This window comes from Hazenella coriacea (genome assembly GCF_004341825.1).
GTDB lineage: Bacteria > Bacillota > Bacilli > Thermoactinomycetales > Thermoactinomycetaceae > Hazenella > Hazenella coriacea.
This window is the reverse complement of record NZ_SMAG01000004.1, coordinates 64,908-83,406: the sequence shown is the minus strand read 5'-3', so window position 1 is coordinate 83,406 and position 18,499 is coordinate 64,908. Positions and strand designations below refer to the sequence as shown.

The 18,499-nt window shown below is 41.1% G+C and carries 20 protein-coding genes and 1 other annotated feature; of the genes, 19 read left to right on the top strand and 1 reads right to left on the bottom strand.

Features of this window, described 5'->3' with window-relative positions; translation table 11 throughout:
• Positions 1 to 154 precede the first annotated feature (154 nt).
• The 4 genes from clpC to pssA all read left to right on the top strand — a co-directional run bounded on the left by clpC (position 155) and on the right by pssA (position 5,976).
• Positions 155 to 2,602: an ATP-dependent protease ATP-binding subunit ClpC gene (clpC, locus tag EDD58_RS09230; RefSeq protein WP_131924714.1), complete on the top strand. Its 2,448-nt coding sequence runs from the start codon at positions 155 to 157 to the stop codon at positions 2,600 to 2,602.
• A 98-nt stretch (positions 2,603 to 2,700) separates the two neighbouring features.
• On the top strand, positions 2,701 to 4,074 hold the full coding sequence (radA, locus tag EDD58_RS09225) for a DNA repair protein RadA (protein WP_131924711.1): 1,374 nt from the start codon (positions 2,701 to 2,703) through the stop codon (positions 4,072 to 4,074).
• A 3-nt stretch (positions 4,075 to 4,077) separates the two neighbouring features.
• Complete coding sequence (gene disA, locus EDD58_RS09220) at positions 4,078 to 5,157, top strand: DNA integrity scanning diadenylate cyclase DisA (protein ID WP_131924709.1); 1,080 nt, start codon at positions 4,078 to 4,080, stop codon at positions 5,155 to 5,157.
• A gap of 108 nt (positions 5,158 to 5,265) precedes the next feature.
• Complete coding sequence (pssA, locus tag EDD58_RS09215; RefSeq protein ID WP_131924706.1) at positions 5,266 to 5,976, top strand: CDP-diacylglycerol--serine O-phosphatidyltransferase; 711 nt, start codon at positions 5,266 to 5,268, stop codon at positions 5,974 to 5,976.
• A 164-nt stretch (positions 5,977 to 6,140) separates the two neighbouring features.
• On the opposite strand, the gene EDD58_RS09210 is transcribed toward pssA, so the two are convergent.
• Positions 6,141 to 6,539 (bottom strand): nucleoside triphosphate pyrophosphohydrolase family protein, encoded by a 399-nt coding sequence (locus tag EDD58_RS09210; RefSeq protein ID WP_131924704.1) that lies wholly within the window; start codon positions 6,537 to 6,539, stop codon positions 6,141 to 6,143.
• A gap of 425 nt (positions 6,540 to 6,964) precedes the next feature.
• Between EDD58_RS09210 and EDD58_RS09205 the strand changes: the two genes are divergently transcribed.
• The 15 genes from EDD58_RS09205 (at position 6,965) to rplK (ending at position 18,498) form a co-directional block, all read left to right on the top strand.
• Complete coding sequence (locus EDD58_RS09205; RefSeq protein WP_131924702.1) at positions 6,965 to 7,453, top strand: CarD family transcriptional regulator; 489 nt, start codon at positions 6,965 to 6,967, stop codon at positions 7,451 to 7,453.
• Between the two features lie 129 nt (positions 7,454 to 7,582).
• Positions 7,583 to 8,677: a PIN/TRAM domain-containing protein gene (locus tag EDD58_RS09200; RefSeq protein WP_131924700.1), complete on the top strand. Its 1,095-nt coding sequence runs from the start codon at positions 7,583 to 7,585 to the stop codon at positions 8,675 to 8,677.
• A 73-nt stretch (positions 8,678 to 8,750) separates the two neighbouring features.
• Positions 8,751 to 9,440, top strand: coding sequence for a 2-C-methyl-D-erythritol 4-phosphate cytidylyltransferase (ispD, locus tag EDD58_RS09195; protein WP_279389106.1), 690 nt, complete (start codon positions 8,751 to 8,753; stop codon positions 9,438 to 9,440).
• Entirely contained in the window at positions 9,437 to 9,922 is a 486-nt protein-coding gene (gene ispF, locus EDD58_RS09190) for a 2-C-methyl-D-erythritol 2,4-cyclodiphosphate synthase (protein ID WP_131924694.1), read from the top strand. Before ispD ends, ispF begins: the two co-directional genes overlap by 4 nt.
• A 21-nt stretch (positions 9,923 to 9,943) precedes the next feature.
• Positions 9,944 to 11,404, top strand: a complete 1,461-nt coding sequence (gltX, locus tag EDD58_RS09185; RefSeq protein WP_131924692.1) for a glutamate--tRNA ligase — start codon at positions 9,944 to 9,946, stop codon at positions 11,402 to 11,404.
• 30 nt (positions 11,405 to 11,434) lie between these two features.
• Positions 11,435 to 11,656, top strand: a binding site (T-box leader).
• A gap of 178 nt (positions 11,657 to 11,834) precedes the next feature.
• Positions 11,835 to 12,572, top strand: coding sequence for a serine O-acetyltransferase EpsC (epsC, locus tag EDD58_RS09180; protein ID WP_131924689.1), 738 nt, complete (start codon positions 11,835 to 11,837; stop codon positions 12,570 to 12,572).
• A complete protein-coding gene (gene cysS, locus EDD58_RS09175) occupies positions 12,541 to 13,941 on the top strand; it encodes a cysteine--tRNA ligase (protein WP_131924686.1) in 1,401 nt (466 codons plus the stop codon). The genes epsC and cysS overlap by 32 nt, the downstream gene beginning before the upstream one ends.
• Positions 13,938 to 14,378: a Mini-ribonuclease 3 gene (locus EDD58_RS09170; RefSeq protein ID WP_279389105.1), complete on the top strand. Its 441-nt coding sequence runs from the start codon at positions 13,938 to 13,940 to the stop codon at positions 14,376 to 14,378. Before cysS ends, EDD58_RS09170 begins: the two co-directional genes overlap by 4 nt.
• On the top strand, positions 14,371 to 15,111 hold the full coding sequence (rlmB, locus tag EDD58_RS09165; protein ID WP_131924683.1) for a 23S rRNA (guanosine(2251)-2'-O)-methyltransferase RlmB: 741 nt from the start codon (positions 14,371 to 14,373) through the stop codon (positions 15,109 to 15,111). The genes EDD58_RS09170 and rlmB overlap by 8 nt, the downstream gene beginning before the upstream one ends.
• The gene (locus EDD58_RS09160) at positions 15,077 to 15,625 is read left to right on the top strand and encodes an NYN domain-containing protein (protein WP_165875901.1); all 549 of its coding nucleotides are present in this window, start codon (positions 15,077 to 15,079) and stop codon (positions 15,623 to 15,625) included. Before rlmB ends, EDD58_RS09160 begins: the two co-directional genes overlap by 35 nt.
• Positions 15,626 to 15,739: 114 nt before the next feature.
• Positions 15,740 to 16,375 (top strand): RNA polymerase sporulation sigma factor SigH, encoded by a 636-nt coding sequence (gene sigH / locus EDD58_RS09155; RefSeq protein WP_131924995.1) that lies wholly within the window; start codon positions 15,740 to 15,742, stop codon positions 16,373 to 16,375.
• A gap of 533 nt (positions 16,376 to 16,908) precedes the next feature.
• Positions 16,909 to 17,058 carry a 50S ribosomal protein L33 gene (rpmG, locus tag EDD58_RS09150; RefSeq protein ID WP_131924677.1) on the top strand — a complete coding sequence of 50 codons (150 nt, stop codon included), beginning with the start codon at positions 16,909 to 16,911 and terminating at the stop codon, positions 17,056 to 17,058.
• A gap of 55 nt (positions 17,059 to 17,113) precedes the next feature.
• Entirely contained in the window at positions 17,114 to 17,338 is a 225-nt protein-coding gene (secE, locus tag EDD58_RS09145) for a preprotein translocase subunit SecE (RefSeq protein WP_131924674.1), read from the top strand.
• A gap of 43 nt (positions 17,339 to 17,381) precedes the next feature.
• Positions 17,382 to 17,915, top strand: coding sequence for a transcription termination/antitermination protein NusG (nusG, locus tag EDD58_RS09140; RefSeq protein ID WP_131924992.1), 534 nt, complete (start codon positions 17,382 to 17,384; stop codon positions 17,913 to 17,915).
• 157 nt (positions 17,916 to 18,072) lie between these two features.
• On the top strand, positions 18,073 to 18,498 hold the full coding sequence (rplK, locus tag EDD58_RS09135) for a 50S ribosomal protein L11 (protein ID WP_131924671.1): 426 nt from the start codon (positions 18,073 to 18,075) through the stop codon (positions 18,496 to 18,498).
• Position 18,499 lies beyond the last annotated feature (1 nt).

Below are 18,499 nucleotides of genomic sequence, written 5' to 3'. Positions count from 1 at the left end.
GAGTGAAGCTAGAAGGGGAGATGGTTCTCTGACAGGCGACTTTTGCGGATTTGCTACAAAAGCGAGGCAGAGAAACAGTGACCTGACGGGATCTCGGTGATGATGTTATTAAAAAATGCTCACATAGAGATAGAAAGAAAGAGGTGTTGAGAAAATGATGTTTGGACGTTTCACAGAGCGTGCTCAAAAAGTATTAGCTTTGGCTCAGGAAGAAGCTGCTCGTCTGGGACATAGTAATATCGGGACAGAACACATTTTACTAGGGTTAGTTCGCGAAGGCGAAGGAATTGCTGCCAAAGCTTTGATTGCTCTAGGCTTAGGTCTTGAAAAGATCCAAAAAGAAGTAGAGACATTGATTGGTCGTGGACAGGCGCAACAAGCGAATATTGCTTATACCCCACGTGCCAAGAAAGTGATTGAACTTTCCATGGATGAAGCTCGGAAGCTAGGTCATACCTATGTCGGCACCGAACATATATTACTAGGCTTGATCCGTGAAGGTGAAGGTGTAGCTGCTCGAGTTCTCAATAACTTGGGGGTAAGTCTAAATAAAGCTCGTCAACAAGTTCTACAATTACTTGGAAGCAGTGAGACTTTATCTCCTCATCAAGGGGCTGGAGCGAATGCCAATACACCTACACTAGATAGTTTGGCAAGAGACTTAACTGCTTCTGCACGAGATGGTCATGTAGACCCTGTGATTGGACGGAGCAAAGAGATCGAACGAGTCATTCAAGTTCTTTCGCGTCGTACTAAAAATAACCCTGTACTGATCGGAGAACCTGGGGTAGGTAAGACCGCGGTTGCTGAGGGATTGGCACAACAGATTGTAGAGGGAGAAGTTCCAGAAACCCTTCGTGGCAAACGTGTGATGACCTTAGATATGGGTACTGTGGTAGCGGGTACAAAATATCGTGGGGAATTTGAAGATCGTCTGAAAAAAATCATGGATGAGATTCGACAAGCAGGAAATATCATTCTATTTATTGATGAACTTCATACATTGATTGGAGCGGGTGGAGCAGAAGGTGCAATCGATGCTTCCAATATCTTGAAACCTGCTTTGGCGCGAGGCGAGCTTCAATGTATTGGTGCGACAACTTTAGATGAATACCGCAAGTATATTGAGAAAGATGCTGCGTTAGAAAGGCGTTTCCAACCGATTACAGTGGAAGAGCCAACAAAAGAAGAAGCGGTTCAAATTTTAGAGGGTTTACGTGATCGTTATGAGGCTCATCATCGGGTTAAAATTACAGATGAAGCGATTGAACAGGCAGTTAAACTTTCTGATCGTTATATCACGGATCGATATCTTCCTGATAAAGCGATTGACTTGATTGATGAGGCAGCTTCTAAAGTTCGTCTGTCTTCATACACGGTTCCACCTGAGTTAAAAGAGTTGGAACAAAAGATGGATGAAGTGAAGAAAGAAAAAGATGCAGCTGTACAAAGTCAAGAATTTGAAAAAGCAGCCTCTCTCCGTGATCGAGAGCAAAAATTACGTGAAGAGTTAGAGATTACCCGTAACGATTGGAAACAACATCAAGGGAAAACTGATTCCGAAGTCACTGCAGAAGATATTGCGGATGTGGTGGGCAATTGGACAGGAATCCCTGTTAGAAAACTGGCTGAAGAGGAATCCGAACGCCTCTTGAATATGGAAAGTATTCTCCATAATCGTGTAATTGGACAAGAAGAAGCGGTTAAATCTGTTTCGAGAGCGATTCGCCGTGCACGTGCTGGGCTAAAAGATCCTAAACGCCCGATTGGATCGTTTATTTTCCTCGGTCCAACAGGGGTTGGTAAGACTGAGCTGGCGCGGGCATTAGCTGAGTCGATGTTTGGTGAGGAAGACGCCATGATTCGGATCGACATGTCCGAGTATATGGAAAAGCACTCGACGAGCCGTTTAGTTGGTTCCCCTCCAGGATATGTAGGTTATGAAGAAGGTGGGCAGCTAACAGAAAAAGTTCGCCGCAAACCATACTCGGTCGTGCTCTTTGATGAGATCGAAAAAGCTCATCCTGAAGTCTTTAATGTCCTATTACAAGTCTTAGAAGACGGAAGATTGACGGACGGAAAAGGTCGAACTGTCGATTTCCGAAATACAATTATCATTATGACGTCTAATGTGGGGGCATCTTCTATTCGGAGAAATAATCGTCTTGGTTTTACAGCAGGAGATACTAGTAAAGACGAATACGAAAACATGAAACAGAATGTGATGGAAGAGTTGAAGAAAAGTTTCCGACCTGAGTTTTTAAACCGGATTGACGATGTGATCGTGTTCCACTCTCTCAAAGAAGAGCACCTACGGGAAATTGTATCTCTGATGGCTAACGAATTGCGTCATCGACTCAAAGAGCAAGATATTGACTTTAATCTTTCCGAAGAAGCAAAAAAACACTTGGCTAAAGAAGGTTTTGACCCAACCTATGGAGCACGACCGTTACGCCGAGCGATTCAAAAGCATATTGAGGATCGGCTTTCTGAAGAACTGCTTCGTGGTAACATTCAACGAGGTCATGTGATTCATATTGATGTGAAAGATGGCGAATTGGTTGTGCAAAAAACAGATGTGAAGCCAAGTGAAGCGATCTAACCTCCACCCCCCCACTTCAAGAGGAAGTGGGGATATTTTTTATAATCGTGTCTGTTATAATGAGGATTGAAATAGAACAGATTGATAGGAGACGGAACGTGGCGAAGAAAAAAACCAAGTTTGTTTGTCAAGAATGTGGATATGAGTCGGCTAAGTGGATGGGACGATGTCCTGGATGTGGAAACTGGAATTCATTGGTTGAAGAACGTGAAAATCCAACTGGATATATACCTGGAACCAGTGTCCAGTTACAAACAAAACGAGAAAAAGCAGTTCCGATTACACAAATTGTAAAAATGGATGAACCCCGTTCAGATACAGGGATCCGAGAATTGAACCGTGTATTAGGGGGCGGTCTAGTTCCTGGCTCCTTTATTTTAGTTGGTGGGGATCCAGGGATTGGAAAATCAACCTTATTACTCCAAGCTTCGCACCAATTAGCCAAGCGTGATTGTCCAGTCCTATATGTTTCAGGTGAAGAATCAACGGAGCAAATTCGCTTACGTGCTGAACGACTTGAAGCTCTACATGAACAACTGATGGTGGCATCTGAAACAGATTTAACGGCGATTGAAACATTAATGGAAGAAACAAAGCCTAAGATGATGGTGATCGATTCGATTCAAACCATGTTTCATCCTGAAGTGACCTCAGCACCTGGTAGTGTCTCTCAAGTGAGGGAATGTACGGGACAGTTGATGCGTTGGGCGAAAGAGCGTGGAATTGCTATTGTCATTGTGGGACACGTGACGAAGGCGGGTGCGATTGCAGGACCAAGAATGTTGGAACACATGGTAGATTGTGTTCTCTATTTTGAAGGAGAAAGGCATCATACATATCGAGTGTTACGGGCTGTCAAAAATCGTTTCGGTTCTACGAATGAAATAGGTGTATTCGAAATGAAAGATGGAGGGCTTGTAGAAGTGTCCAATCCCTCAGAGTTATTTTTGTCAGGTAGGCCTGTAGGAGTACCTGGAACCGCTGTGGCTGCGAGTGTGGAAGGAACAAGACCTGTTCTCGTGGAATTACAGGCATTAGTAGCGCCTACCAGTTTTGCCACACCCAAGCGAATGGCGACTGGAGTTGATCATCATCGTGTAACCATGATCATAGCGGTATTGGAAAAAAGACTGGGGATGTTTTTACAAAATCAAGATGCCTATCTAAATGTCGTTGGTGGTGTTCGCCTTGACGAACCGGCGGTCGATTTAAGTATTGCTGTAAGCCTTGCTTCTAGTTTCCGCGAGAAATCGACTGGAATCTCTGACTTATTCATTGGTGAAGTAGGTTTAACAGGAGAGGTGCGGGGGGTTTCACGGATTGAGCAACGGGTAGCTGAGGCCTATAATATGGGTTTTAAACGTATTATTTTTCCGGAAAAGAACCGTCGCGGATGGACTCCACCCAAGGGAATGGAATTAATCGGTGTCAATACCTTGGGAGAAGCATTGGATGTGGCACTGGGAGGGTAACATGTGAAAGAGGAAGCTACGAAGGAGACAGTAATTAGTGAAACATTACGCTTGATTGCACCTGGAACCGCATTTCGTGAGGGGCTTGATAATGTACTGGGTGCAAAAACAGGCGCCTTGATTGTGATGGGTTATGATGATCATGTTTGCGACATTGTAGACGGGGGCTTTCATATTGATTGTCCATTTTCACCCGCTTATCTTTATGAATTAGCTAAAATGGATGGAGCCATCATCTTAAGTAATGATGGAAAACGTATTCTTTATGCTAATGCTCAGCTCGTTCCTAGTTCATCCATTTCTTCGACGGAAACAGGAATTCGTCATCGTACGGCTCAACGAACAGCTAAACAAACGGGGAAGTTAGTCGTTTCGATCTCCCAGCGTAGAAATATCATCACCTTGTACAAAGGGAATATTCGCTATGCCTTGAAAGATATGGGTGTCATTTTAACTAAAGCGAATCAAGCGATTCAAACCCTTGAAAAGTACAAATCAGTTCTCGACCAAACGATGACCAATCTAAGTGCATTAGAATTTGAAGAGTTAGTTACACTCAACGAAGTGACTCTTGTATTACAACGGGTTGAAATGGTTTTAAGAATTAAACGAGAGATTGAAACATATATACATGAATTAGGGACAGAGGGTCGCCTCATTAGTATGCAACTTGAAGAATTGGTTTCTAATGTTGAAGAGGAAGCAGAACTACTCATTATGGACTATTGTGCAGATCCCCTGTGTGTAAATCCGGAGAATGTCTTCAACGAACTAAAAAAGCTCTCTGCGGATGACTTATTGGAGCATATGAATCTGGTTCGGATTCTAGGTTATCCTATAAATATTAACATTCAAGAAGAGGCTGTTTCTCCTAGAGGATATCGAATTCTGAATAAAATCCCACGTTTACCTTGGAATATCATTCAAAAGCTAATTGCTCGTTTTGAAGTGCTTTCTCGGACATTGATGGCAACCATCGAAGAATTAGATGAGGTTGAAGGAATCGGTGATGTACGAGCACGTACGATTAAAGAGGGATTAAAGAGGATTCAGGAACAGGTCTTTATTGACAGACATATCTAAATAACCTAGAATGAAACCACTACAACAAAATTGAATGAAAAATTGCGAAGGAGGGGGTTTTCTCCACCGCCTGAGCGGGATTCAATTTATTTAGGAGGTTCCCTTTTTATGTTTGCTAAGGCATTGCCCAGTTGTTTTACGGTTGGGAACTTATTTCTTGGTATCATCTCTATTATTCTGGCGATTCAGGATTCGTGGCAATATGCTGCTATTATGGTCATTATTGGTATGCTGTTAGATGGTCTTGATGGTCGCGTGGCAAGAATGCTGAATACGCAAAGCGAATTTGGTAAAGAACTGGACTCATTATCTGATGTTATTTCCTTTGGTGTGGCACCCGCAATCATTATGTATATTTCTGTATTCCAAAATCATACAGGTCTTGAAGGGTGGTTAGTGACTGCGATCTTTCCAATCTGTGGCGCTTTGCGTTTAGCTAGATTTAACGTGTACCCAGGAGAGCCTGGATATTTTATTGGGTTACCCATTACGGCGGCAGGTGGAATATTGGCAACAATGGCTTTGTACAACCCTTATGTAGGAAGCCCTTATGTCTTGATGGCAGGTATGCTCTTTCTATCTTTTTTGATGGTTAGCCAAATTAAATATCCAGCATTCAAAAAAATGGGAATTCCAAAAGCGATTTATTGGATTGGTCCTTTATTTTTAATTGCTTTAGCCATCTGTGCACTTCTATTTCCTCATGAACTACCTAAGGTTATGTTCATACCATTAATGTTATATGCATTGTACGGAGTGAAAAAATCATTTGATCGCAGGCGACGTGATGAAGGAAATGAAGAGCCTGTAAAAGAATAAAAAGATCGTGTTTGATAGAGGCTCTAACATAAGATGTCTACAAAAAAACAACCTTGAGTGGTTTTCAGGGTTGTTTTTACTTTCATGAAGGCTTATGATTATGAAGTATTCTATTTAAATGATTCAAATTTTTATTTCATCTACTCTTTTGGTAATTGAATAGACTACCTCAAATTAAAAATTCCTAACGTCGATAATTTTTCTGATTCTTGTTTGACCACATCTGACAGATTCATTTCCAAAAGATTGCAAAGGGCTGTTAGATAAAACAAGTTTTTTCCCATTTCAGCTTTTACTACATCGTTACAAGGATCACAAAGATTACCGGAGATATGTGTCTTTAGTAAATCACGCCACTCTTCTATAGGCAAATCATCAGAATATGGTTGGCGTTCAGCGTTAATCTGAATACACCCACAATCAGTGACAGCTTTCATTAAAGCGCGAATCACCCTTGCATTGGATTCCTGAAACTTTGATGAAACATCTAGAAAACTACGATGACGTAACAATAAATCAGCTACTTGTTGCTGAAAGGTATGAAGATGTTCCTCTTCACTCATGCCTTTCACCTCTTTTTGGAGTATATGGAAATGATTTGCAAACTAAAAGATTTCTAGAGACTAAGCCTTCAAAGAAGGAGCTTTCTAAGACGAATCAAAACTAGATATAGGGAATATACTAACGTTATTATATAAATTTTACCTAAGATGTGTCAATTTTTTGATAAATAAGGATCTAAATCATTGGCTGGAAAAAAGGCTTTCGCAACTGATGGTATGGTTAAAAGCTTGTCAAAGTGGGATCTGGATGATTAGAACTGAAAGAGCATGGTAATTTCTAAATGGAGATAAACGATTTAATTTTGAAAAAAGTTATTGACGATTTGGATATAGATATGCTAATATATTTATTTTCAAATTATTGACTGGCTTTTTCGTTTGTGATATATTGGAAAATAGATATTGCCCTTTGGAGGTGGATCGACTTGTTCAATATTGGCGATAAAGTGGTTTATCCGATGCACGGTGCAGGAGTCATTGAGTCGATTGAGGAAAAAGAAATACTAGGCGAACGACAGAAATATTATGTCATGCGTATGCCGATCGGCGATATGAAAGTGATGGTTCCAATGAAAAATGTAGCAAGCATCGGCTTGAGAGAAGTTGTAGATGAAATGACGGTTGATCAGGTTTTAGAGAGGATGCGTCAACGGGATGTTTCTGATACAACCAATTGGAACCGCCGTTATCGAGCCAATTTGGACAAAATGAAGAGCGGAGACATCTATGAAGTGGCTGATGTTGTGCGGTCTCTCATGCTGCGCGAGGAAGAGAAAGGTCTTTCCACAGGCGAAAGAAAGATGCTAGATAATGCAAAGCAAATTTTAATTAGTGAACTTGCTTTAGCTAGAAATTTGAAGGAAGAACAAGCATTTGAACTTATTGATGATATTGTTATAACTGAAAAAAATTAAGATTAGAATGGATCACCTCTGTTTTTCCTAAAAATTTTTCAAGAATGAGGTTTATCTAGGGTTTCTGTTTGCTAAGTTTGTCTATAATGATATTAAGTAATGCTTGGTGTTGGGAGGAGGTGAAGCCCCGTGTTGAAACGCTTTGTTCAATTAGCTTTCATTCTGATCGGAGCATCCGCAGGCTATTATTTAGGTGAGAAGTTTTTCGGGTTGCTTCAACGATCTCCTCTGAATTTTGGAGAAGTACCAGGACCAGAATATATTGGTGCCGGTATAGGTGCAGTTGTGATGTTAGTCGCCACCATTTTATTGTCTAACCACGTGGTGAAATGGATTCGTTGGAGTGAAGAACGATTAGTCAAGATTCCAGCTGCTGATGGATTATTTGGAGCACTAGGGATGATCTTTGGTTTAATCGTCGCTTTTCTAATTCAACAGCCATTATCACAATTGCCTATTCCGGGGGTTAATCGGGTTCTACCTTTTATTTTTTCAGGTTTACTTGGTTATCTCGGGTTCAGAGTGGGATACAAAAAGCGTGATGAACTGATTTCTATTTTTACGCTAGGTCGGCAAGGCAAAGATGGACGCAACAAAAAAGACGGACGGGATGCGTTTGAACATAAAATCTTGGATACAAGTGTCATCATTGATGGTCGAATTGCGGATATTTGTCGGACCGGCTTTTTAGAAGGAATATTAGTTATTCCTAGCTTTGTTTTGGAAGAGTTGCAACATATTGCTGATTCTTCCGACGTTTTAAAAAGGAATCGTGGACGTCGTGGTTTGGACATTTTAAACAAGATCCAAAAAGAACTTGACGTCAAAGTTTTAATCTATGAAGGTGACTTTGAAGAAGTAGCAGAAGTCGATAGTAAGCTAGTGAAGCTTGCGAAAGTCCTCTCTGGGAAAGTTGTCACCAATGACTTTAACTTGAATAAAGTTTGTGAGCTTCAAGGGGTTGCTGTTTTAAATATTAATGATTTGGCCAATGCAGTTAAACCTGTTGTTTTGCCGGGTGAAGAGATCAATGTTCAAGTGATTAAAGATGGAAAAGAGCATGGTCAAGGGGTTGCTTACTTAGATGATGGAACGATGATTGTCATTGAAGGTGGGCGTGAGTATATCAGTGAGCATATTGATGTACTGGTAACAAGTGTATTACAAACTTCTGCTGGAAGAATGATATTTGCTAAACCCAAACTCCTTGAACGTGCGTTATAATAGGATACATGAAATGTTTCAGCCCGTAGCGGTTTTCACCGGCGGGCATGCTTTATTTGAAAGGAGATTCATTGTGAGTGTTGGTGTAGTCATTCCAGCTGCGGGACAGGGAAAACGAATGGGAACCAAGGAGAGTAAGCAGTTTTTACTCTTTGAGGATCAGCCGATCTTAATTCATACGATTCGCGTATTTGAAACCCATCCTGCTATTGATGAAATTATTGTAGTCATGAAGGAAGACGAGATTGCACGTACTCGGAAGTTGATCCAAAAAGAAGGATTTTTAAAGGTTACCCAGGTGATTGCAGGTGGAAAAGAACGACAAGAAAGCGTTTATCGTGGGATTCAGTCTCTCGATACAGATCTCGTGTTGGTTCATGATGCAGTACGCCCATTTGTCAGTCATCAAGCGATTGATCGACTTCTTGAATCTGTCCAAATGCATGGAGCAGCCATCTTGGCAGTTCCGATGAAGGATACAGTCAAGCAAGTTGATGATGCAGGAATTGTAGAGATGACCCCTGACCGAAGTCGTTTGTGGTCTGTGCAAACACCACAAGCTTTTCGCCGTGAATGGCTACTGGAAGCACATCAGTTGGGATTAGTGCGTGAACAATTGGCTACTGATGATTCCATGTTAGTTGAAGAATTAGGGATTGATGTGCGAGTAGTAGAAGGAGAGTATACCAATATCAAGATCACAACGCCAGATGATCTTATCTTGGCTGAATCGATCCAACAGATGAGGAGAAAGCATGTATGATTCGAATTGGACAAGGTTTTGATGTACATCAATTGGCTGAGGGATCCCCACTCATTATTGGGGGAATCGAGATTCCATATGAGAAAGGATTAATTGGGCACTCTGATGCTGATGTACTTTTACATACCATCACGGATGCCGTATTAGGTGCGCTCGCTATGGGGGATATCGGCAAGCATTTTCCCGATACAGATCCTGCTTATAAAGGAGCAGATAGTGCAAAGCTACTGCAAAAAGTTTGGGATTTAGCTAAGCAACAAGGATATCAATTAGGGAATTTGGATGCAACCATTATTGCTCAAAAACCGAAGATGGCTCCTTATATCCCGACGATGTGTCAGCGAGTGGCCGAGTTATTAGAAGTTGAGGTTGGACAAGTTAATATTAAAGCAACAACGACCGAAAAACTTGGTTTTACTGGACGAAGTGAAGGGATTGCTACAATGGCTGTCGTTTTACTTATGAAAAAAGAAGTTGCATAGATTGGAAAAGGAGTATGAACGATGAAGAGAGTTCGAGCGCGATATGCACCTAGTCCCACAGGTCATCTACATATCGGGGGAGCTAGAACAGCATTATTTAGTTATCTACTAGCGAAAAAATATGATGGCGATTTTGTAGTACGGATTGAAGACACAGATACAGAACGTAATGTTCCTGGTGCAGCGGAAAAGCAATTGGCAATGCTAAAATGGTTGGGACTTGATTGGGATGAATCTGTAGATATTGGTGGTCCCTTTGGTCCATATAGCTGCATGGAACGATTAGATATTTATCAGAAATATGTAGATCAGCTTTTACAAGAGGGAAAAGCTTATTATAGCTATAGTACTCCTGAAGAGTTAGAAAAAGAACGCGAAGAACAATTAGCACGTGGAGAGGCTCCCAAGTACAGTGGCTGGGATCGTGATCTCACTGAAGAACAACGATCTAAGCTAGAAGCAGAGGGGCGTATTCCTAGTATTCGATTTCGAGTTCCAGAGGGAAAAACTTTGGCATTTGAAGATGCGATTCGTGGCTTAGTAAAATTTGAATCCAATGACCTAGGTGACTTTGTGATTGTACGCCCAGATGGACGCCCAACCTACAACTTTGCTGTGGTCATTGATGATGCATTGATGAAGATTACCCATGTGATTCGCGGAGAAGAGCATTTATCTAATACTCCACGTCAACTTTTAGTATATGAAGCATTTGGTTTTGAAAAGCCTGTCTTTGCACATGTCCCATTAATTTTGAACGGTGAAGGGAAAAAGATGAGCAAGCGGGATGAATCCATTATCCAATTCATCGACCAGTATAAAGAATTAGGATATCTACCAGAAGCCATTGTAAACTTTATTACTTTACTTGGCTGGGCTCCAGAAGGAGAAGAGGAAATCTTTTCTAAAGAAGAGCTATGTCAACTGTTTTCTCTTGAGCGGGTATCAAAAGCTCCTGCGGTTTTCGATACAGGTAAGTTAAAATGGATGAATGGGCATTATATCAAAAAGGCTTCTTTGGAACGGATTGTTGACTTGGCAATTCCTTATCTCGAACAAGCAGGTCGGATCCAAACTCCGCTTGATCCTGAACAAAAAGATTGGACGACTCGACTTGTAGGATTATATCAAGAACAGCTAGAATTTGTGTCCCAAATCGCCGAATTGACGGACATATTTTTCCAATCCGACGTAGATTATACGGAAGAGGCTCAAGAAATCCTTGCTGGTGAGCAAGTCCCAACTGTGCTTAAAGCCTTTTTAGAACGAATCCAAAACTTGACAGAGCTTCATCCAGATCAACTAAAATCTGTTTTTAAAGAGATTCAAAAAGAAACAGGTTATAAAGGGAAGCAATTGTTTATGCCAGTTCGGGTTGCAGTAACTGGAGTGGCTCATGGTCCTGATCTAAGAGAAACGATTTCGTTGTTAGGTGTAGAAACTGTACAAAATCGTTTGAAGAACTTGGTTGACAAACAATAAGAGATTATTGGAAAATAAGAGAAAAGATTGCATCATGCGTTGATTGGGAGAGTAAGATGAAAACAGGATTTCAGAGAGAAGTCGGTAGGTGAAAGGCTTTATCCTGTTTGATCTGAAATGCACCCATGAGCAGACTTCTGAAACGATTCTGGAGTAGGAAGATCCGGTCCCGCCGTTATCGGGTGAAGTGGAATTCATCATATTTATTTTGAATTCAAACAGAGTGGAACCGCGGATTTCTCCGTCTCTGTAGCTGATGCTACAGAGACTTTTTATTTATATGGACTATTTATAGATGGCATTACTTGGTCTTTAGATTATTATGTCTTAAAAAAATGACTTTTGTGCGCATAACACTATGGAAATTTCCTTTTTAAGGAGTAGCCTACTAGTAATAGGCTCAAAACTACGTATAAGGGGAGAAACCAGTATGAGTAAACTGAAAGAAATGCGCAGAATTTTGCAGGCAGATATTCAAGCGGTTTTTGATCGAGATCCGTCTGCGAGAAATACATTGGAAGTGGTTCTGACAACCTCAGGTTTACATGCCATTTGGGGGCATCGTGTCGCACATTTCTTTTATCGCAAACGTTGGTTTCTCTTAGCGAGATTCATTTCACAAATCAATCGTTTCTTTACAGGGATTGAAATTCATCCAGGAGCCCAAATCGGATCAGGATGCTTTATTGATCATGGAATGGGAGTTGTCATTGGAGAAACTTGCGAAATAGGTGATTATGTCACGATTTATCAAGGTGTGACATTAGGAGGAACAGGTAAAGAGAAAGGTAAACGGCATCCAACCGTTGAGGATCATGTCATGATCGCTTCTGGGGCTAAAGTTTTAGGTTCGATTCGAGTGGGGCGTTGTTCAAAAATTGGCGCTGGATCGGTTGTGTTAAAAGAAGTTCCGCCGAACTCTACCGTGGTGGGGGTACCAGGTCGCGTTGTGATTCAAGACGGAGTACGTGTTCAAACCGATCTCGATCAGGTAAATCTACCTGACCCAGTTGCTGAAATTTGCCGTTCAATGCAACAGGAAATTGATGAGTTGAAACAGGAAATGGCACAACTCAAAAATCAGGCTCAGAGAGAGAATCATAGTTCAGAAACAAACCAAGGGGGATCGAATGAGCATGACAATCAAACTTTACAACACACTGACTAAAAAGAAAGAGCCATTAGAAACACTACAAGAGGGGCAAATACGTATGTATGTTTGTGGTCCCACAGTATACAACTATATTCATATCGGAAACGCTCGAGTATTTGTCTTTTTTGACGTGGTTCGTCGATATCTACAACATCTTGGCTATCAAGTTTCTTATGTGCAAAACTTTACAGATGTAGATGATCGACTCATCCAAGCATCAAGGGAGACAGGTAAGTCCGTGCCTGAGATTGCTGAACGGTATATTCAAGCTTATTTTGATGATATGGACGCATTAGGAGTCAAGCGGGCAGATGTACATCCAAGAGCAACCGAACACATCCCTGAAATGCTTGATGCAGTAAAAAGCCTTATCGAAAAAGGCTATGCGTATGAGAAAAAGGGTGATGTATATTATCGTCCTCTTCGTAAAGAAGATTATGGTAAGTTATCGCATCAATCATTAGAAGAGCTAAAAACTGGGGTTCGGATTGAAACAAATGAATTAAAAGAACATCCTCTTGATTTTGCACTTTGGAAAGCGGCTAAGCCAGGTGAAATCAGTTGGGAGACACCATGGGGACCTGGAAGACCCGGTTGGCATATTGAATGTTCTGCGATGGCGAGGAAATATTTAGGTGATACCTTAGATATACACGCGGGTGGAGCAGATCTTTGCTTTCCACATCATGAAAATGAAATCGCACAAAGTGAAGCATGGACAGGAAAGCAGTTTGTTCGGTATTGGTTGCATAATGGCTATATTAATATGGGGAACGAAAAGATGTCTAAGTCGCTAGGAAATGTAAGGCGTGTCTTTGAGTTAAGACAAGAATTTTCCCCACTGGCCATCCGTTACTTCTTATTATCTGCCCATTATCGGAATCCAATCTCGTACAGTGATGAGGTAATCGAACAAGCGGAAAATAGTATAGAACGGATCAAAACGGCTTATCAAAATATGATATATAGACGGCAAACAGCTTTACCTGGAGGGGTAGATCCAGAATTGCAAACTGTGTTGAAAGAACTTACACGACAGTTTCATGTGGCGATGGATGATGACTTTAACACAGCTAATGCAGTTAGTGTTTTATTCGAAGGTGTAAAACTAGCGAATGAGTGGATTGCTAAGCCTGTTGTTTCTCAAAGCGAGATCGATGAATTGAGTAGCTGGTTGAATGTTTATGGTCAAGAGATTTTAGGGCTTTTACCAGTTGAACAAGAAAATTCGTTGGATGAGCAAATTGAGGCGTTAATCAACGAACGACAACAAGCAAGGAAGGACCGGAACTTTGCTCGTGCAGATGAAATTCGTGATCACCTGCTCTCTCAAGGCATTATTTTAGAAGATACACCACAGGGAGTTAGGTGGAAGCGGAAATGAAGGATCTGCAATTATTAGGAATGACTCATTTATCTATTGAGAAATCACCTAGAGAGTTAAATTCGCTAGTCTTAGCTTATCTAGGTGATGCAGTTTATGAATTGTATGTTAGACATCATTTAGTAGCCAAGGGAGTTGTACGCCCTCAAGACTTACAAAAGGCAGCGATTCGTTTTGTATCTGCAAAAGCACAAGCAGAGGTCTTAAGAAGTATTGAATCAGATTTATCACCTGAGGAGATTGATGTATTTAAACGAGGGCGAAATGCGAAGTCTGGAAGTGTACCTAAGCATGCTAAGGTATCTGATTATCGATCCAGTACGGGGTTGGAAGCGCTCATCGGCTATTTGTATGTAAATCAAAATGAACAACGACTTCAGCAATTGATGCAGGCTATTTTACAGCAAGTAGAAAGGGAGAGTTTTGGCGATGAGTGATTGGATCATTGGAAAGCATTCAGTACAAGAAGCACTTCGCTCAGGGAGAACGATTGAAAAGGTATTATTGGCAGAAGGAATCCACCGACAGAGCATTCAGGGGATTTTAAGTCAACTCCAAGAAGAAAAGATCCCATTTCAATGGGTACCTCGAACCAAATTGGATCAATTGGCTGAAGGAGGAAACCATCAAGGGATTACTGCACAAGTATCCTCCTATTCGTATGCGACTGTAGATGATCTTTTTCATCGAGCAGATCAAAAAGGAGAATTACCCTTTTTCGTCTTATTAGATGGAATTGAGGACCCGCATAATTTAGGATCGATTCTTAGAACGGCAGATGGAGCTGGAGTACATGGAGTCATTATACCGAAACGAAGAGCAGTAGGTTTAACTTCAGTAGTAGCCAAAACCTCCGCAGGGGCGATCGAATATATTCCTGTGGTTAGGGTTACTAACTTGAATCGGATTGCTGATGAATTAAAAGAGCGTGGAGTTTGGTTAGTAGGGACCGATGGGAAAGCAAAACAAGAATATAGTCAGGTTGATTATCAAATGCCTGTTGCACTAGTGATTGGAAATGAAGGGCATGGGATCAGTCAACTGATGAAGAAAAAGTGCGACTTTCTGGTAAAGATCCCAATGAGCGGGCAAGTAAGTTCCTTAAATGCTTCTGTTGCAACAGGGCTATTCATGTATGAAGTACTACGTTCTCGGAGAACTCATGGTTAGGCAAGAAGAGTGGTTAGTTGTGGACGGGTATAATGTAATCGGAGCCGATCCCCTATTACATTGGAACCCGTCCAGTCTAGGGGAAGCAAGGGATCAGCTCATTCGGGATCTTTCAGAATACCAAGCTATGACTGGACGAAAAGTGTTTCTAGTGTTTGACGCCCATCTAACCCCAGAAGCACAAGTGAAAACCACATTAGAGCAAGTGACTGTGTTTTATACACGCCGTGAAGAGACTGCCGATGAACTAATAGAAAGGTTTGTCAAAAAAAACAAAAGTCCGCATCGGCGAATCTATGTAGCTACTTCCGACTACCTTGAGCAGAGAATGATTTTTGGACAAGGAGCTTATCGAGTTTCGTCAAGAGAGTTGTTGGAGGATATTAAATCTGCCAAAAAACGATTAGGTGATCGTTTAAAAGGAAAAGTGCAAAAAAATCAGAGAAATACACTAGAAGAGCGATTAAGCGAAGAAATGATACAAAAACTCGAAAAATTGAGGAGGAAAAAATAGGAGAAAAATTGACGTTTTTGTTTCAATTCAGCTATAATAATCTTACTATGGGCTTCTTGGCTACTTGTCGGAGGAGGGAATGTGGTGAGTGTTGACTTACAAACCAGTCATGCGATGACTTATAACAAAATGGTCGATTATCGGACATTAGCCGACGAAGAGTTAGTATGTGGTGTTCGAGTTGGAGATCATGAAGCTCTTGAATATTTGATTAATAAGTACAAAAATTTTGTCAGGGCTAAAGCGAGATCCTACTTTTTGATCGGAGCTGATCATGAAGATATCGTCCAAGAAGGCATGATTGGCTTATACAAGGCGATTCGTGATTTTCGAGGAGACAAGCTTGCTTCGTTTAAGGCATTTGCTGAGCTTTGTATCACTCGACAAATTATTACAGCAATTAAAACCGCTACTCGTCAGAAGCATATTCCACTGAACTCGTATGTATCGCTGGACAAGCCAACATATGATGAAGACTCCGATCGTACTTTGCATGATAAGTTATCAGTGGCACGCTCCAACCCTGAAGAAATTTATATTAATCAGGAGGAAATTGGTGATATAGAAGAAAAAATATCACAAATTTTAAGTGATCTTGAGAAACGCGTACTCATGCTCTATTTAGATGGAAGCTCATATCAAGAAATTGCTGTTAAATTAGACAGGCATGTTAAGTCCATCGATAATGCATTACAAAGAGTGAAAAGAAAGTTAGAGAAATACCTAGAAGTTCGAGAACTTTCCCTTTAAACTAGAGAATTTCATAAAAACAGGTGGCCGCCTGTTTTTTCTTTTTTTGTGTAGTTCGACAAAAAACAACATATTCCTCCTAAAAATGAAAAAAGTTTTGATGGTAAGAAAGAAAAATCGACAAATATAAACAAACTATAGACAAGTATGAATTTTTTACTTTTCGTCCCGCTTGAACTAAATATCTTGAGTAGATCCAAGTATTGCTCTAAAATAGCAGTAGGCAACCCCATAACGAATTTTTAAAGTAATCGAAATATTACCCCCGATATACCGAGTTTCAAAGACATTTAATCAACTAGGCTAATGGTGAATTGCTTTGGTAATGAATAAACTTAAAAATGATAAATATCCATATGTTACAATAGTCATTATAGGAAATAAAGTGTTTATGGAAGATGATTTTATGTTAATAATGGAATGATGGTACCGAGTCGATCCATTGACAGAAATCAGTGTCTATGATAACCTAGTTTGGGTATTTTCTATTATATATCGACATGATCGGTGATTTAGATAGAGGAGGTGTCGGCATGCGGGTGAACATTACATTGGCTTGCACGGAATGTCGCGAACGTAACTATGCGCTGACCAAGAATAAACGGAAACATCCGGATCGTATGGAATTACGCAAATATTGCCCTCGTTGCAATGCGCACACAGCTCATCGTGAAACGAAATAATAGTTTTCTATAGTGAATCATATTGGTTCGTCTTAGATTAGATGGGGGTGACAGCATGGCGTTTATCGCTAACATCGGTCGAGGAATTCGAAAAAGTGTTAGTGGAACCACCGGATTCTTTCGCGGGAGTGTGCAAGAGCTAAAAAAAGTACGCTGGCCTAGCCGGAAGGAAATGGTGAACTATACACTTGTTGTTTTATTCACCGTGATCGTTTTGACTGCCTTTTTATTTGCTGTTGACCTAGGTATGGGGCAGCTTGTTAATCTGATTACGAAATAGTTGTAAGAAAATTAAGGGGGGACAGGGGACAACCCTGATGAGCATGGAGAAGAATTGGTATGTGGTTCATACGTACTCTGGCTACGAGAACAAAGTAAAGACCAACCTGGAGAAGCGAGTCCATTCGATGGAGATGCAGGATAAGATTTTTCGTGTCCTTGTTCCAATGGAAGAGGAAGTTGAGCATAAAGAGGGCAAAAAGAAAACCGTCATGCGGAAAGTGTTTCCAGGTTATGTTCTTGTGGAAATGATCATGACTGACGACTCGTGGTATGTGGTACGGAATACACCAGGTGTCACTGGCTTCGTTGGCTCATCTGGGGCTGGGTCCAAACCAACTCCCCTGATGCCAGATGAGGTAACAACAATCCTTCGACAGATGGGTGTGGATGAAGCACGCGCAACTGTGGACTTTACTGAGAATGAATCAGTGAAAGTAAAAGAAGGACCGTTTGCCAATTTTGTTGGTATCATTGAGGAAGTCGATTTGAATCGATCTAAGCTTAAGGTACTGGTCAATATGTTTGGACGTGAAACGCCTGTTGAGTTGGATTTTTTTCAAGTTGAAAAACTTTAGCTGATGAAAAACTTTCGTTTCTGATCATGTTGTGATAAAGTGTTATTGTTTGTTACCCCCATCTTTGGGGCGAGCGCAAGCCCGATCGCAGGGAGCTTGCCTTTCCGTGGGAGGGTAATACCCGAGAAAACCACATTTGTTAAGGAGGTTGGTTAGCGTGGCCAAAAAAGTTATTAAAGTGGTCAAGCTGCAAATTCCCGCTGGTAAAGCCAATCCGGCACCACCTGTAGGTCCGGCATTAGGTCAAGCTGGCGTTAATATCATGGGCTTCTGTAAAGAGTTTAATGCTCGTACTGCAGAACAAGCTGGTCTGATTATTCCTGTTGAAATTACGGTTTTTGAAGATCGTTCTTTCACTTTTATCACGAAAACTCCACCAGCTGCAGTTCTCTTGAAAAAAGCTGCTGGAATCAATGCTGGTTCTGGAGAGCCTAACAAGAAAAAAGTTGCGACGATTAAACGTGACAAAGTTCGTGAAATTGCTGAGACCAAAATGCCTGATCTCAATGCAGCAGACGTCGAAGCTGCTATGCGTATGGTTGAAGGTACCGCGCGTAGCATGGGCATTGTTATTGAAGACTAAT

What these genes read in the sequence shown, in the direction of transcription:
- sigH (WP_131924995.1), top strand. Translation starts at nt 15,740, where the DNA reads ATGACTTATAACAAAATGGTCGATTATCGGACATTAGCCGACGAAGAG.
- rpmG (WP_131924677.1), top strand. Translation starts at nt 16,909, where the DNA reads ATGCGGGTGAACATTACATTGGCTTGCACGGAATGTCGCGAACGTAAC.
- gltX (WP_131924692.1), top strand. Translation starts at nt 9,944, where the DNA reads ATGAAGAGAGTTCGAGCGCGATATGCACCTAGTCCCACAGGTCATCTA.
- pssA (WP_131924706.1), top strand. Translation starts at nt 5,266, where the DNA reads ATGTTTGCTAAGGCATTGCCCAGTTGTTTTACGGTTGGGAACTTATTT.
- cysS (WP_131924686.1), top strand. Translation starts at nt 12,541, where the DNA reads ATGACAATCAAACTTTACAACACACTGACTAAAAAGAAAGAGCCATTA.
- rlmB (WP_131924683.1), top strand. Translation starts at nt 14,371, where the DNA reads ATGAGTGATTGGATCATTGGAAAGCATTCAGTACAAGAAGCACTTCGC.
- nusG (WP_131924992.1), top strand. Translation starts at nt 17,382, where the DNA reads ATGGAGAAGAATTGGTATGTGGTTCATACGTACTCTGGCTACGAGAAC.
- epsC (WP_131924689.1), top strand. Translation starts at nt 11,835, where the DNA reads ATGAGTAAACTGAAAGAAATGCGCAGAATTTTGCAGGCAGATATTCAA.
- ispF (WP_131924694.1), top strand. Translation starts at nt 9,437, where the DNA reads ATGATTCGAATTGGACAAGGTTTTGATGTACATCAATTGGCTGAGGGA.
- EDD58_RS09210 (WP_131924704.1), bottom strand. Translation starts at nt 6,539, where the DNA reads ATGAGTGAAGAGGAACATCTTCATACCTTTCAGCAACAAGTAGCTGAT.
- secE (WP_131924674.1), top strand. Translation starts at nt 17,114, where the DNA reads ATGGCGTTTATCGCTAACATCGGTCGAGGAATTCGAAAAAGTGTTAGT.
- clpC (WP_131924714.1), top strand. Translation starts at nt 155, where the DNA reads ATGATGTTTGGACGTTTCACAGAGCGTGCTCAAAAAGTATTAGCTTTG.
- EDD58_RS09160 (WP_165875901.1), top strand. Translation starts at nt 15,077, where the DNA reads ATGAAGTACTACGTTCTCGGAGAACTCATGGTTAGGCAAGAAGAGTGG.
- EDD58_RS09170 (WP_279389105.1), top strand. Translation starts at nt 13,938, where the DNA reads ATGAAGGATCTGCAATTATTAGGAATGACTCATTTATCTATTGAGAAA.